This window comes from Natronoarchaeum sp. GCM10025703, from assembly GCF_042661985.1.
In the GTDB taxonomy this organism is placed as follows: domain Archaea; phylum Halobacteriota; class Halobacteria; order Halobacteriales; family Natronoarchaeaceae; genus Natranaeroarchaeum.
Genome location: NZ_JBHSZF010000002.1, coordinates 113,182 through 127,228, shown reverse-complemented (window position 1 = coordinate 127,228; position 14,047 = coordinate 113,182). Strand labels below are relative to the sequence as shown.

The 14,047-nt window shown below is 59.7% G+C and carries 11 protein-coding genes and 4 pseudogenes; 1 reads left to right on the top strand and 14 read right to left on the bottom strand.

The annotated features are described in order from the left end of the window. Positions 1-220: 220 nt before the first annotated feature. The 10 genes and pseudogenes from ACFQH2_RS17735 to ACFQH2_RS17690 all read right to left on the bottom strand — a co-directional run bounded on the left by ACFQH2_RS17735 (position 221) and on the right by ACFQH2_RS17690 (position 9,786). A pseudogene (locus ACFQH2_RS17735) lies at positions 221-1,178 on the bottom strand (ABC transporter permease). Then, on the bottom strand, positions 1,175-1,939 hold the full coding sequence (locus ACFQH2_RS17730; protein WP_377050453.1) for an ABC transporter ATP-binding protein: 765 nt from the start codon (positions 1,937-1,939) through the stop codon (positions 1,175-1,177). Before ACFQH2_RS17730 ends, ACFQH2_RS17735 begins: the two are co-directional and overlap by 4 nt. After that, positions 1,936-3,339 (bottom strand): nitrous oxide reductase family maturation protein NosD, encoded by a 1,404-nt coding sequence (gene nosD, locus ACFQH2_RS17725; RefSeq protein WP_377050451.1) that lies wholly within the window; start codon positions 3,337-3,339, stop codon positions 1,936-1,938. The genes ACFQH2_RS17730 and nosD overlap by 4 nt, the downstream gene beginning before the upstream one ends. Before the next feature lie 63 nt (positions 3,340-3,402). Then, positions 3,403-4,097: pseudogene (locus tag ACFQH2_RS17720) on the bottom strand (hypothetical protein); the annotation flags it as partial. 4 nt (positions 4,098-4,101) lie between these two features. Continuing rightward, entirely contained in the window at positions 4,102-6,015 is a 1,914-nt protein-coding gene (gene nosZ, locus ACFQH2_RS17715; protein ID WP_377050447.1) for a TAT-dependent nitrous-oxide reductase, read from the bottom strand. Between the two features lie 29 nt (positions 6,016-6,044). After that, positions 6,045-6,518: a halocyanin domain-containing protein gene (locus ACFQH2_RS17710; RefSeq protein ID WP_377050445.1), complete on the bottom strand. Its 474-nt coding sequence runs from the start codon at positions 6,516-6,518 to the stop codon at positions 6,045-6,047. Positions 6,519-6,573: 55 nt separating this feature from the next. After that, a complete protein-coding gene (locus ACFQH2_RS17705; RefSeq protein WP_377050443.1) occupies positions 6,574-6,831 on the bottom strand; it encodes a DUF2249 domain-containing protein in 258 nt (85 codons plus the stop codon). A gap of 133 nt (positions 6,832-6,964) precedes the next feature. Next, positions 6,965-7,606, bottom strand: coding sequence for a hypothetical protein (locus tag ACFQH2_RS17700; RefSeq protein ID WP_377050441.1), 642 nt, complete (start codon positions 7,604-7,606; stop codon positions 6,965-6,967). A gap of 27 nt (positions 7,607-7,633) precedes the next feature. After that, positions 7,634-9,561, bottom strand: a pseudogene (locus tag ACFQH2_RS17695) (heavy metal translocating P-type ATPase). A gap of 9 nt (positions 9,562-9,570) precedes the next feature. Continuing rightward, positions 9,571-9,786, bottom strand: a complete 216-nt coding sequence (locus ACFQH2_RS17690) for a heavy-metal-associated domain-containing protein (protein WP_377050437.1) — start codon at positions 9,784-9,786, stop codon at positions 9,571-9,573. A 155-nt stretch (positions 9,787-9,941) separates the two neighbouring features. On the opposite strand from ACFQH2_RS17690, the gene ACFQH2_RS17685 reads away from it, so the two are divergent. Beyond that, the gene (locus tag ACFQH2_RS17685) at positions 9,942-10,478 is read left to right on the top strand and encodes a winged helix-turn-helix domain-containing protein (protein ID WP_377050435.1); all 537 of its coding nucleotides are present in this window, start codon (positions 9,942-9,944) and stop codon (positions 10,476-10,478) included. Positions 10,479-10,508: 30 nt separating this feature from the next. Here ACFQH2_RS17685 and ACFQH2_RS17680 read toward each other — a convergent pair. The 4 genes and pseudogenes from ACFQH2_RS17680 to ACFQH2_RS17665 all read right to left on the bottom strand — a co-directional run bounded on the left by ACFQH2_RS17680 (position 10,509) and on the right by ACFQH2_RS17665 (position 13,775). Beyond that, positions 10,509-10,921 (bottom strand): annotated as a pseudogene (locus ACFQH2_RS17680) (hypothetical protein). Beyond that, positions 10,918-11,727, bottom strand: coding sequence for a ParA family protein (locus ACFQH2_RS17675; RefSeq protein WP_377050431.1), 810 nt, complete (start codon positions 11,725-11,727; stop codon positions 10,918-10,920). The pseudogene ACFQH2_RS17680 and the gene ACFQH2_RS17675 overlap by 4 nt, the downstream one beginning before the upstream one ends. Before the next feature lie 1,047 nt (positions 11,728-12,774). Next, the gene (locus ACFQH2_RS17670) at positions 12,775-13,149 is read right to left on the bottom strand and encodes a winged helix-turn-helix domain-containing protein (protein ID WP_377050429.1); all 375 of its coding nucleotides are present in this window, start codon (positions 13,147-13,149) and stop codon (positions 12,775-12,777) included. A gap of 188 nt (positions 13,150-13,337) precedes the next feature. Continuing rightward, complete coding sequence (locus tag ACFQH2_RS17665; protein ID WP_377050427.1) at positions 13,338-13,775, bottom strand: ArsR/SmtB family transcription factor; 438 nt, start codon at positions 13,773-13,775, stop codon at positions 13,338-13,340. Positions 13,776-14,047 lie beyond the last annotated feature (272 nt).

The following is a 14,047-nucleotide window of genomic DNA, read 5'->3' as shown; positions in this document are numbered from 1 at the left end:
TGCCCATGACTATGAGTTCGTCCGAATCCTGCAGGTATCTACTCCCGAACTATTCGGTTATTTAAGTACCGTCGGGTGGTCCCTGGCGACTCGCTCACGGTATTCGGGTAGCGCTTCGGCGTCGCCGGAAAGGTGCCGAAGCCGTTCGGGTGAATGGTCGTTCTTCCCCCGAGATGATCCGTAGCGTTCGTTTCTCGAAGGGGCCACGCGAGGACGTGGATCAGAGTCGGCGTCGCCTGACGAGCCAAGACGCCGATGCCACAGGGAGGATACACCAGACGAGGAGCGCACCGATGAGAAGCGCCTGTGAGAGCCCCGCTCCAGCGAGTGCAGCGGTGAACCCGCCTCCGGCGGCCGTCCCAGCTCGCTCAACACCAGCACGCGGAAGACGCTTACCGGGTTTGCAACCACGAGCGCCGAGAGGACGACGTCGGGAAGCGTAAACGCCGCGAGAACGCCCAGAGCGATGAGGTCGTGGACGAGGACGAACCAGACCCAGACCAAGAGCGCGGCACCGAGTGCATGGGTCTTCTCCCGGGCGATAGTCGAGAGCAGGACGGCGAGCGCGAGAAACACTGCGCCAACGGCGACTGTCGCAACGAGAAAGGTCAGAAACGCGCTCCATCGGGCCGTCCCGTACTCGCGGACGAGCAAGAACCCGGAAAATCCGAACCCGAGAACCATCGATCCGGCAAGCACGAGTAATCGGCCCAGATAGTTCCCGACGACTACTTCGCCTCGTCGGACCGGCAGGGAGAAGACGACTGCGAGCCAGCCCTCCTCTTCCCGGCCAACGATAGCGTCGTAGCCGAACGTCAGCGCCGCCAACGGAACCAGGTACACGACGAGGCTCGTCAGGGACGCGATGATTCGATCCACCCCTCCGGGCCGACGGCCGAGCCGCTGAACGTCAGCAGCATCGCGCCGAACACTGTGAACAGCCCTGTCAGCGCGAGCGCCCACCGGCCGCGAACGGCGAGCCGATACTCCGTGGCCGCGATGGTGAACATGTGTCGAAGTGCTGCCCGGTAACCGTCACTGCCGGTCGACTGAGCGACCGTCTCAGTAGTCGGGTTAGCGGCTTCGCCCGAGTTTAGACGTGCATCTGCGTGGCCACCGTCAGAGCGGGCCTCCGCAGCAGCATCGGCCTCCACGTCTCGCCGATCCGAGTCGGTCATCGCGACACCTCCGCCGCCGCTTCGGCACCGGTGTCCGTGACGAGTTCGTTGAACGCTCTCCGTAATCCGGAACGGCCGGTGCTGGCGTCGACGGCGTCGCCGACTATCTCCTCGACCGGTCCCGCCGTGCAAACGCTCCCCTCGTGGAGTATGGCGACTCGATCACAGAGTCGCTCGACCTCTGCAAGCGCGTGCGAGCAGAAGATGACTGTCGCATTTGTCTCGTCGTTGATCTGTTCGACGATTCGGTGGAACTCGTCGACACCGCGGGGATCAAGCCCTGCGGTCGGTTCGTCGAGGATCAACACGGAGGGATCCGGAAGCAGTACCGTCGCGAGTCCGAGTCGACGCTGCATCCCGTTCGAGTACCCGGAGACAGCCCTGTCGGCTTCCGCCGGGTCGAGGCCGACGCGGTCGACCGCTCGCTCGATCCGACCGTCATCCGGGAGTCCTCGAACGGTCGCATGGAACTCCAATACCTCTCGACCGGTGAGCGCCGGCGGGAAGCCGATGTTCTCCGGCAGATAGCCGATGTGCTCTCTGATCTGACGGCTCTCTTCGGTGACGTCCCGCCCGCCAACGGTGATGGTTCCCCCATCCGGCCTGTCGTGGCCGACAAGCAGTCTGAAGAGGGTCGATTTACCGGCTCCATTCGTGCCGAGGACCCCGAACGTGGCACCGCTCGGAATCGACAGTGAAAGGCCATCGAGTGCAGTTACGTCGTCGTACGTCTTGCGGACGTCAGTGGCTAGAACGTTCATGAATCGTCGTCCTCCGATCGGGATCGGTCCGTGTACTGCTGCCAGTCGTGTGGCGACTCGACGAGCGGCTTCCGGTCGATAACTCCCGGTGCCTCGATGACCGGGAACGAACTCTCCGCGAGTCGGATCGCCTCGAACGATGGGCTGTTCGCGAAGACGGCCGCCTGTGGATGCTCCGCTGTGATCTGTTCGACCAGTCCTGACGGTCGGTATCTGATCTCGCTCACGCCGTCGCCGGTTCGATCCGCGGTCTTCGCGTCGGACCAGTAGTTGCCCCGATCAGTGGCGTTCCACTCGACGAGCGAGTTCCGCGGCGTCTTGACGTCCTCGATGTTCCCGATAAAGCTGTTTCCGGCGACGAGTTGTCCATCGCTGCCGGCGGAACTGTGAATCCCGATGTCGTTTCCAAGCACAAGGTTGTCGGTGAGGTCGTTGTCCTGTGCGTTGTATACGTACAGCCCGTTCGCGTTGTCCACGAGAACGTTCCCGCTTATTTCGGAGCGTTCGATATCCCTGACCAGAATCCCGTGGCCGCTCGTGTCGCCGTTGCGGATCGCGGTGTTGTTCCGCACCGTCAGCCCGTCGCTCACCATGAGCGCGTAGCCGACGCCGTTGTCGGCCGCGACGTTGTCGATGAGGCGGTTGTCGTCCGAGTACATGTAGTGGACGCCGTATCGGACCTTGTGGATCGTATTGTTCTCGGCGAGAACGTCCGTCGCCCAGGTGAAGTAGATTCCGTCACGGACGTCCGTGATCTCGTTGTCACGAACGACCGTCCCCGTCGTCTCGTAAAGCTGGATGCCGTTTCCACGTTCGGTGACCGGATAGACGTCTTCGCGCCCCTCGATACGGACGTTCTCGATTACGGCGTCGTCCGCGCTATCGATCCAGATACCGAACGCGGAGTCGGTGATCCGGAGGGTATCGATCCGGGCGTCGTCGCCCGAGACGAACACGCCGGCGTCTTCGGACCCGATGTCGCTACCGGATGCACGGATCCAGAGCCCGGTGACGGTGACGTTCTCGCCGCTGATCGTCAGGACGCGCTCCTCGCCGCTGCCATCGAGGACGGCACCGTCGTCGCCGGCGGTGACCGTGACGTCGTCAGTCGAGACGTTCAATCGCTCGTCGAACGCGCCGTTGAGTACGACCGTCTCGCCCGGAGCCGCCGCCTGGACCGCTGCTTCTGCCGTCTCGTAGCGCTCATCTCCGACGGTTGCGGTCCCATCCATCTCCGGCGCGGTTACGGAGGTCGCAGCGGTATCGGTCCGGACCTCGGGGGCGGAATCCGACTCCGCTGGCGTTGCGCTTCCTGCCGCGAACACCGGCACCGCGAGTGCGAGAAATAGGACCGCACAGACTGCCAGCAGGAACCCCACCTCGGCAGAGTTTTTACGCATGGTCTTCTCGGTCCTCCGTACCGTTTGGCCTGTCATCGTGATGATCCCCCGCTGGCGGCGGTGGGTAACTCTCTCGCGGATTGTTTCCGGGATCGTCCGCAGTAGTGCCGGGAGATCCAGAACAGTCGCTTCCGTATCCCGGGCAAGGTACGCGATAGCTAGCAGGCCGATGGCGGCGATAGTCATGTATCCGCCAGGGCCGAACCAGGCGAATCCGCTGATGTTCGCGACCTCATAGCTTCCGAGCAGTGGTGGCGTAAACCCCTCGATACCCCGAAGTGGGGCGTCGGGGTCGAGTGTATGTCCAGCCTGATACAGGCGGTACTGGATGAGGACAAACATACCCAGAAAGACACTCGTCGTGCCGGCGAACTGGGCCATCAGGCCCATTTTGAGCTTTCGCACCGTCGGCGCAAGGGAGACGAATATCCCAGTCAGTGCAAGCAGGAGGTACACGACGGGGCCGAGAACCCATTCCGGCGTGTCGATTGCTTTCTCGTGTACGTCGTAGTTCGGTTCGACGTACACCGGATCAGGAAGTAGAACCCAGCGTACTTGTTGAGGCCCTGAATCTCGACAAAATCGCCGCTCAGATGCGGATACACGTACAGCTCGATGATCATCGGATCGCCGGGATACTGTGGTGCGGTGAGCGTGATCTCCCAGACCGGGATCAACAGTGCGGCGATCAGCAGCACCGCTGCAAGAAGCGGTAGCGCCCGCCGGATCTCGATGAAACGCGCGAGCGATGATCGCATGGAGTCAGTCCTCCGGCTGGACGATGAGCCGTGAGCGCATCTCCAGGTGTAGCGCACTACAGAAGTGCGCGCAGTAGATCCAGTAGACGCCGGGGTCATCGGCAGTGAACGTCACTTTTCGCGTCTCCTGCGGGGCGACCCGCATGTGGACGTCGTGTTCCGGGATCGCCACCGAGTGGAGCAGGTCGCTTGTTGACTCGATGTTCGTCACCTGTAACTCGACAGTGTCGCCCTCTTTGACGGTCATCTCCTGGAAGCCGTAGTGGTTCCGTGTCGAGTACATCTTGATCTCGACGCGGTCATCCTCGACGCGCTCCATCGTCTCGTCGCCCTCGTCGGTATACTCGAGGTCGAGGTCGTCCGGATCGTACGTTGCCGCGGGATCGAGCTTCGAGCGGTGACAGATCGACGCGTCGTGGGGCTCGGCGTGTGCGGGCGAGTCCTTTACGTGTTCCATCCCCGCCTCATCGTCGCCAATGTAGATGAGCTGGTCGTTCTCCGGATGTTGCGGCCCAACGGGCAGGAACCGATCCTTCGAGAGCTTGTTCAGCGAGATGAGCCAGTCGCCGGCGGGGTCTTCGGTGTAGGACTCCGCGGCGATCAGGTGGCCCGGGTTATAGTGGACGTCGAGCTTCTCGATCACTGGACTCTCGGACCCTGGTTCCGCCTCGACGGCTTCCTCGATGTCCCACTTGACGATCTGTGAGTCGATGAACAGCGTGGTGTAGGCGTGGCCACGACCGTCGTAGGCGGTGTGGAGCGGCCCGAGGCCAAGCTGGGGGCGCCCGACAATCGCATCCGTCGGGTCGTCGACCTCGTCGATCATGTCGATATCGATGACTGATGCGGTCGGGTCGAGTTTCCCGCTCGCGATTGCGTACTTGTTGTCCGGCGTCACACTGACGCCGTGGGGGCTTTTCGGCGTCGGAATGTAGGTGACGATGGGGTCGTCGCCCTGATTGAGCGGGCTGTCCTTCCGACCGTCGACGACCGGGACCTCGTTGATGACTTCGTACTCGCCGTTCTCGACGGCCTCCTCGATTCGGGGAATATCGAACGCCTTGACGTCGTCGCGCTCCGAGCGGGTCATCCCTTGCTCGGTGACGGCGCCCTCGCTGTTGTACCCAGTCGTGAAGAAGTACCGGCCCTCCTTGCTCCCATCACCGTTGTCCATGTTGCCGTCGACACGCACCTCCCACTCGACGTTCATCGACTCGGGGTTGATCGCGGCCAGCACCGACTCGTAGGCGTCCGGGTCATCGAGGTCGCGCCCGTCGTTCGGCATCGGGATACGGAACTCGCCGACGCCGAAGATGATGTCGGTGTCCGGGAGCTGCGCACAGGATCCGTGGGTCCCCTGCTGATTCGGGATATCGACGATGGCGTCCGTCTCGAAGTACGTCAGATCGATCCGAGCCATCCGACCGTTTGCCTTGTCGTTGACGTATGCGAACCGGCCGTCGTAGTCGCCGTCGGTCTGACTGATCCGCGGGTGGTGTGTGTCACCCCACGTGTATCCGCCAGCCTCCTCCAGCATCTCGCGAGATTCGTCATCGTGGCCGTATCCGGTCCCGCTATCGGGCTGGAACACGGGGATACGGGCGAGTTCGCGCATGGATGGCAGCCCGTAGACGCGGATGCCGCCGGACTGGCCGCCGCTGAGGAACGCGTAGTACTCGTCGTGCTCGCCCGGTGGAACCGAGTGGTTGGCGTCTGCAGCAGCCGTTCCATCGTTGTTGTCGCCCCCAAGCAGGTCGGTACAGCCAGCCAGTCCGCCGAGGCCACCGGCAGCCGCGCCGGCCTTCATGAAGTCGCGACGCTTGAATCCGGGGAGCAGCCAGTCGGATTCCTCGTCGGATGCCGCTTTGCTCTCGTCGTCGTTCGTCGTCTTCGGTCGTTGTTGTGGTCTGTGTGTCATAGGTTGATATTATCTGTGATCGCTCGACGTCACTGAACGACGACTGCACCTTTCATGCCGACGGATCTGTGGGGGGTACACGCGTATTTGTGAACGCCGGACTCCTCGAAGGTGTGCTCGAAGGTAAAGCCCGTTTCACCTGTGGTCTCACTCTCGAAGTCACCGTTCTCCGCCGAGACGTTGTGGTCACTGCCCTTACCGGTCCACTCCCAGACGACGGTCGTACCAGGGGAGACAGCGACTGCAGCAGGTCCGAATGATAAACCGTTCCCGGCACCGACATCGACGGTCGCTTCGTCGCTCCCGGTCTTGTCCACTGTCCCATCATAGTTACTGACGTCGCTGAACCAGCCTTCGTAGTCCGGTTCGTCGCCCAATTTGTCTGCGTTGCTACCGTCGTCACCGTCGGCACTACCTGAGCAACCCGCAAGAAACATGCTTGCGGCCGCTGCTCCGGTGATCTGTACGAATCGTCGTCGGTCGAGTCTGGTGTCTTCTGTCATCGGTCTATAACTCGTGGTCGGTTGGTTGGGTTGGTCAGGGAAGCTGTAAGCGCGCTCATTGCTCCGTTCGGTCCGAGGTGTCAGTGTCGACCTTCGGGAACCGGGCGATGAACTTCGACGCGCCCTCGCGCTCGACATCGTAGCCGTCTTCGTCGAACGCTGGCACTTCAGCGGCCATCTCGTAGTAGAGCGGCTTGGGCTCGTGGTCGTTGATTATCGTGAGCGTCTCGCCGGCATCGAGGCCGTCGAAAGTGGCGTGGATCCGGTCGTGTCGCTCGTTGGGCGGGATCTCCCTGACATCGATCTCTGTCATCGTATCCATTACTCTGTGGAGTAACTGCATGGCTCGTGTTGCGAACACGTTCGCAATCACTCTCTGAGAAGTGAGATAGGTTCCTCCAAAATGGGAACGCTCACGTCACCGGATTTTGGTAGCTCTGGTCCGCCTACCGCCGGACCGTCGAGACGGTGAAACAGTCGTCGTCAGTCAGTATCGTCTGGACGCGAGTGTGCCACTCGTCGGCAAATGCGGCGCGCTCTTCGGGCGTTTCCCTCCCGTCGATTATCTTCTGAAGATGCTGCGTTGCAGGTCCAGCGGCCGGGATCTCGTCGACGTGGTAGGTGACGGTAACGCGGTCGCCCGTGTCGGTTCGTTCGAAGGCGACAGTCGGCCCGTCAGCCTCTAGTTCGCCGAAGTCGAGCAACTCATCACGTCCACCGTAGCCGCCAGCGAGGCCGGCAAAGCCGTCCTCCTCGGCGGCCCCGGTGATGTACGAGACGAGTCGGGACAGCACGCCGTAGGTGGGATCCGATTTCGGCCCGCCCATGGTGACCTCGATCTCGCCGCGGACCGGAATTCCCTCGAGATAGAGCGCGCCAAGCCCGATCTGAGTAATTCGGAAGGCCCCCGCGGCCGTCGGACAGGAGTGACCGGCCGCCTTGACGACGTCCGCATAGCTGATGACGAACGGATCACCCGGCCCCAGAACTGCCAGCGCCTCTGCGACAGGATCTCGGAGCCGAATCGGTTCGACGGTGTCGTACTCGACGTTCCAGTTCGTCTGTTTCTTTTCGTTCTGTTGGATCATTGTAGTGGAGATCGGGGTAGTTGTCTGTTAGCTCTGCAGTAGGCGCATCCCGTTGAGAATGACCAGGAGAACGCTACCGATATGGCCAAGCATCCCGGTGGTCATGTGGACGTAGCCAGTGAACACGCCCGCGAGTAGCAGGCCGACCGTCGCGACGGCGATGCCGATGTTCTCGAAGACGTTGCGGCGAGTCGCCTTACTGAGCGACACTGCCTCCGGGATTCGTTCCAGATCGTCGGCCATCAGCGCCATATCCGCCGTCTCGATGGCGGTATCGGTGCCGGCCGCACCCATGGCAATCCCGACATCGGCGGTCGCCAACGACGGGGCGTCGTTGATCCCATCACCGACCATCGCGACGACGTGCTCCTCGCTCTGGAGCGACTGGATCGCCTCCTGTTTCTCTTCGGGGAGGAGTTCCGCCCGGTAGTCGTCGATACCGACCTGGTCGGCCACTGTGTGGGCTGTCCGCTCGTTGTCGCCGGTGAGCATCACGGTCCGTATCCCGCTGTCTTTCAGCGCCTGCACGACGTCCGGTGCAGTCTCGCGAAGTTCGTCGCGAAGGGCGATCACACCGACAGTAACGCCGTCGTGGACGACGTGAACAGCCGTCTCACCGTCTGCTTCACGCTCGCGGACGTGGTCGGCGACAGCAGGGGGTATCGAGATATCCCGTTCGTCGAGCAGTGTCCGATTTCCGACGGCGATGTCGTGGCCGTCGTATCGTGCGATGACTCCTTTGCCGGCAACCACCTCGAAGCGATCCGACTCGGGAATCGATGGCTCGGAAGCCTCCTCGTCGACGTCACGAACAGCGGTGCCGCCATCCGTCGCGATGCTCGGTCCCTCACCACTGGTTCGGGCGGCGTCGAGAATCGCACTGGCGAGGTGGTGTTCGCTTTTTTGTTCGGCGATCGCAGCGAGTCGGAGCGCCTCCTCGGCGTCGCCCGCGAACCCTTTGACGCCCGCGACGACCGTCTCCCCTTTCGTCAGCGTCCCCGTCTTGTCGAAGGCGACAACGTCGATCTTGCCGGCCTGTTCGAGGTGTTCGCCACCTTTCAGCAGGATGCCGTTGCGGGCAGCGTTCCCGATAGCGGAGACGATGCTGACCGGCGGGCCGATGACGAGCGCACCCGGACAGCCGATCACGAGTAGCGTCAGCGCCATGATGACATTGCCGGTCACCAGATACGTTCCCGCAGCCAGCAGGATGATGCTCGGCGTGTAGTACTTCGCGAACCGTTCGATGATCGTCTCGGTCGGGGCTTTGGCCTCCTGGGCCGCTTCGACCCGCCGGATGATCCGCTGGAGTGTCGTATCCGTGCCGGTCCCCGTCGCCACGACCTCGATGGCCCCTTCCTGATTGATCGTGCCCGCGTAGACCTCGTCGCCGGCGGCCTTGTGGACCGGCTCGCTCTCACCCGTGACAGGGGATTGATCGACCGCGCTTTCGCCGTCGACGACCTCGCCGTCAACCGGAATGTTGGCTCCGGGTTTGACGATTACAGTTTCGCCAGTCTCGACCTCGCGGGCGGGGATCTCGACTTGCTCGCCATCACGGCGAACCACCGCCGTGTCCGGTGTCATTTCAGCAACTCCGTGAGCGCCGTCCGGGTCTTACTCATCGTCCGCGCTTCGAGATAGTTCCCGAGCGAGAACAGGAAGACAACGCCGGCGGCCTCCCAGAACTCGCCGATGAGGATCGCACCGATTGCGGCCAGAGTTACCAGCGTGTTGATGCCGACGGTCCCGCTCCGAAGCGTGTAGTACGCCTTCTTTGCGATGTCGAATCCGCCAACGACTGCCCCGGCGACGAGGAGTACCGAACTCGCCGTCTGGTAGGACGTAGCGAAATCGAGCGCCCAGCCGACAACGAAGAACAGCCCGCTCATCGCCGCCACTACCGCGGTACGGTTACGTCGGACTGTCAGTTTGATTCGTTCGAGTCGAGCCATCATCGCTGCTCACGCGGGTTGGGGCGTGTAGCCCTGTTTCTCGATAATTGTCTCGATATCCCGAGTCGCGACCGCCGATTCTTCGTATTCGACCTCGACCCGACCCGTCGTGAAGTGGACTTCGACGTCTGCAACCCCATCTAGTTTCCCGATCGCTCGTTCGACTGTGTTCGCACAGCTTGGACAGCTAAAATCCAGCACCCTGAGTTGGAGTGTTTCGTTCATTGGACGAGTATACGTAGCACCCATCGACCCATAAGTATTATCGATATGATATGTTTGGATACAATTACGAGCTGTTGGGCCGGTACAATGGCTCGTTTGGGGCTTGCTGAGCGAACCGAACGGTTCTACTGGGAGGCTACTGTACTGTTCAGTTGATGACTGAATTCACCACCGACGTCGGCCTCGAAGACGTCGCCATCCGCGATCCGGCTATCTCCAGCGCGGTCGACGAACCTTCGCGAGCAATGATTCTCGATATGCTCGCCGAGTCGGAGATGACGATCGCCGCAATCAGCGAGGAGTTAGCCGACCGGGGGTACGAACGCACCGAGAACACGGTCCGCCATCACGTGAACGAGCTCCGCGACGCGGGTCTCGTCGACGTTGCACGCCTCGAGGAACGCCGAGGTGGCACTACCAAGCACTACCGGGCAAATACGATCGTGCTCTCGTACCAGCTACCGGATGGTGCGCTGGAGGACCTCGGGCCGCTCATCGACGCCGCTGCGCCTCAGGTGTCGAAACTCGCTTCCGAACTACGGTCCGAGTACGGCGACGTCCTCGATTCGGTCGGGGCAGAGATGGCTCCGTGTGAGCACTGCCGGACACAAAAATACGAAACGTATCTGTTGCTGACGGTCCTCCGGCGTGCGCTGATCGAGTCCGAAACGAACCCTGACAGAGTAGAGTAGGAATCCCCGGATGAGTCTCCACTACTCCTTTCAGAGGTCGGATAATCGATTCTGCAGTTCATCGGCATCGGCGTCGGCGAGTCCTTCGAGGCCAAACTGGACGAGGAGGGGGTAAAAATGCCGATTTTTCTTGAACTCGTCCTGGCCCGCTTTCCTGAGCTTCAGTTGTGATTCCAGATAAGTATCTTCCAGGTCGCCAAGAATGCCGTCCGGGATATAGATTGTCCGGCCGTTCCACTCGTCTTTGATGTTCGTCTTCGTTTTGCTCGTTTCGTTCGTTTCGTTCGTTTCGTTCGTTGCAGTCGATTCACTCGTGGAGCTCGATTCGTTCGGTGCCGTCGACGAACTGGCTTCAGCCGGTTCCTCCTCTACATCTGTATCCGAGGAGTCGTCGTCATCGTAGTTGCCCTCGATACCGGAGGCATCCCCCAGCCGTCGCTCATGCTGTCACCTGCTCAGTCGCAGCCTTTTCGAAGGTCTCGTCGAACAGATCGGCTATTTCGTTGAATAGCCCGCGGGCGTCTTCGACACGCTTGTTCTCCTTACCGAAGCCGAATATGGAGACGCCGTCGCCGATCGATTGTGAGAGGTCCGTCCGCTTCGGTATCTCGAAGACGGGCAGAGAGTATGCGTCGTTGATCTCGTCGATCGTGCGTCGATGTTCGCCGTTTTGCTCGACACGATTGCAGAGGATGGCGAGTCGGTTGATGTCGCCGTAGGCTGGTTCGAGCGAACTCAACTGCTTGGCGAAGATCTGAAGACTGTTGGCGTTGAGTTTCTCGGGGATCACGGGGATCAGGACGTTACCTGTCGCGACCAGTGCGTTGTCGGTGAGAACGTTGAGCGATGGTGGGGTATCGACGATGATGTAGTCATAGTCGGATTCGAGTTCGTCGAGCGCCATTCCAAGCCGTTCCCGACTCTTGGGGGCTTCGAGCAGTGTCTGGATGTTCTTGTTGTTTGCGAGTTTCTCACTGGCCGGAAGTATATCGAATTCCTCGTGCTCGACGACAATGTCGTTGATAGACCCCATCTGCTCGAAGTCGAGGACGTCGAACAGCGTGGTCCGCTCGGTATCGTAGTACAGGTCTTCGTACCCGAGCGAGCACGTGAGTCCGCCGTGATAATCGATATCGACGAGGAGGACGTCGTGCCCGCGAGCGGATAGTGCGCCACCGGTGTGGATCACGTCGGTTGTTTTCCCTGCGCCACCTTTCTGGTTCGCGACGGTGATTCGTGTAGAGTTCATAGAATGATGTCTTTCGTTTGGTTCGTTTTGTTCGTTTCGCTCAATGCGTTCGGTGAGGGCGTATCGCTTGACGAAAGGAACACACCGATATTAAATCCCCCTGTTCGTTTTGATCGGTGGGCGCATGTGTGCCGTTGCATTCGTTTCGCTCATTGCGTTCGTTTTGTTCGATGTGCTCGGTGAAGGCGTTTCCTTTGATGAGGGGAACAACTCGAAGTAGCCCCGGGTTCGTTCGTGGAGGTTAATGAACGAAACACGTTCATTCGGTTCGTGTGGTTCGTTTCGTTCGTTATATTCGTTATATCTGGGTGTACGGAGAGTATTCTTCTCTAAGGGCAGGAAATTACGATGATTGCGTTCGTTTCATTCGTTTTGCCCGTTTTGTTCGACACGGTCAACAATCAGTCCAGTGAGTACCCCCAGAGCAACAGAATCGTTGCGCGCATTTTGTTCGTCTTATTCGTTACCTTCGTTTTATTCGTTTTGAGTGTTCTATTTGTTCCGTTCGTTATTCTCGTTCAGACCCTGAACACAACACTGAGAGGTAAAGAATTCAGAAGATTGGCGTCGTGTTCAGACACAATCCAGCCGGTTACCCGGTAACCGAAGACTGGCGAATCACAGCGATTCATATACATTGAAGTTTATGCAGAGGACTGGTCTGTTGTGAACACGATCGTTCAGATTGGCGCGGTTGTGATTGCAATACTTGGGATAGCCTATATCGCTACGCCAAGAGCAGTGTACCACTTCGGCTTTGATTCCTTGCGCGACACAGACTCCGACCCATCTGAACCATCTGGTTTAGCGATTTGGCTCCATCGACTCGTCGGCATGTGCCTCATAATTATTAGCATATCTTACCTATCTTGAATACCGGTTTGATGAGACATGCCGGGCAAGGCTGTTAGAAGGTTTTCACTGACGATCATACGCTAGTAGATGAACTATTGACATCCTCCTGGGCCTGAAGACGCAGGAATCCAATCATCACCATTGAGGGGGTGCTAGAGACTCACCCCGACAGAGCCCCTGTCGGCCTCTGAATTACGACTTGTTGGGAGATGGCGAATTGGATTCTGTAACGACGGCCTCGAAGCCGTCATCTCCGAGTATTATCTCGACGTTCTCGACTGTCGCAGAGAACGTTCTACGGTGATGGCCGTTTTCTTCACATTCCATCTGTTCGGTGACCAGACCCGCCTCCTGGAGTCGATTGAGTCGTCGATAGACAGTGGGACGGGAGGCTCCACAGTCTTCGGCAATAGTGCGCGCCGGTTTCGCTTCGTGCCGGATCGCTGAGAGAAATTGACGGGCATACTCGTCGCTGAGGAGTTCGATTAGCGTCTCCGCGTCGGACGTCGAGTCATCCGCGTGATCCAGAACTTCAGAGGTCTTTCGAGGGGTTGCTGTTTGTGACATTCGTCTTTCTCGTTTATGTTCCTGGGATCCGAGTCCCCCAAATGTACTGTCTATATGAGTCGTCACTGTGGGGGAGGCGGGCTATACATATTGTGCCCGCTGATCTCACAGAACCTCAGGAGGGAGCATCAACTCTCGAAGTGTGCTGGGTCGAAGGAACAGAATACGTAGCTTCAGCCCCTGAGATGCTACTGCGGCACAAAATGGTCTGTTTGCTGCTGGCCTGGCCCGATACTCACGGAAACCGAGACTCCAGCATCGTTCATTTTGACTGAAACCTTCTCGAACGTCGCGCTGAACACCGTCCGATGATGACCATCGGAATCGTACATCATACTGGTTTCGACGAGGTCAGCGTCCTGAAGTCTGTTGAGTCGTCGATAGATTGTCGGCCGTGAAGCACCACAGTCTGCTGTGAGCTCTCGGGCAGATTTGGGTTCAGAACTGACTGCTTCGAGTATTGTCTGTGTGTACGACGCGTTCAACAGTTCCAGAACCGTTTCGGACGTGAGCTCACGGTCAACCACTGTTGAGTCCTCCGAGGGCGTATCCTGTACAGGCTGTATATGTTGGCTCATCTTGAACTCGATTCCTGTTTCATTTCCCACACCCTCGAAGCTACTCACAACTAACGTTGTCACCGCTACACGCGACGGCTAGGTGTATTGATCAGACCACTGCAGATACTGAGCGTCCCTGGGCCTACCGCGACTGTTTCTGTGTTTGAAACAAGTGTCACCACTTTAGATAGATACGGCTAGTAGATACGGACATGAACCGTCTACTATCGTGCTTGAGAGATAGCGTCCCCGGGCGCTGTTCACAGGCTGGTAGGCAGGCCTGCCCTATCGGTCGGACCCGCAGTCAGAGGCGTGGGCACCGGTCCAGATACCGTGCA

Coding starts and splice junctions, on each gene's coding strand:
- ACFQH2_RS17675 (WP_377050431.1), bottom strand. CDS start 11,727: ATGAACTCTACACGAATCACCGTCGCGAACCAGAAAGGTGGCGCAGGG.
- ACFQH2_RS17730 (WP_377050453.1), bottom strand. CDS start 1,939: ATGAACGTTCTAGCCACTGACGTCCGCAAGACGTACGACGACGTAACT.
- ACFQH2_RS17690 (WP_377050437.1), bottom strand. CDS start 9,786: ATGAACGAAACACTCCAACTCAGGGTGCTGGATTTTAGCTGTCCAAGC.
- nosD (WP_377050451.1), bottom strand. CDS start 3,339: ATGCGTAAAAACTCTGCCGAGGTGGGGTTCCTGCTGGCAGTCTGTGCG.
- nosZ (WP_377050447.1), bottom strand. CDS start 6,015: ATGACACACAGACCACAACAACGACCGAAGACGACGAACGACGACGAG.
- ACFQH2_RS17700 (WP_377050441.1), bottom strand. CDS start 7,606: ATGATCCAACAGAACGAAAAGAAACAGACGAACTGGAACGTCGAGTAC.
- ACFQH2_RS17705 (WP_377050443.1), bottom strand. CDS start 6,831: ATGACAGAGATCGATGTCAGGGAGATCCCGCCCAACGAGCGACACGAC.
- ACFQH2_RS17670 (WP_377050429.1), bottom strand. CDS start 13,149: ATGTCACAAACAGCAACCCCTCGAAAGACCTCTGAAGTTCTGGATCAC.
- ACFQH2_RS17685 (WP_377050435.1), top strand. CDS start 9,942: ATGACTGAATTCACCACCGACGTCGGCCTCGAAGACGTCGCCATCCGC.
- ACFQH2_RS17710 (WP_377050445.1), bottom strand. CDS start 6,518: ATGACAGAAGACACCAGACTCGACCGACGACGATTCGTACAGATCACC.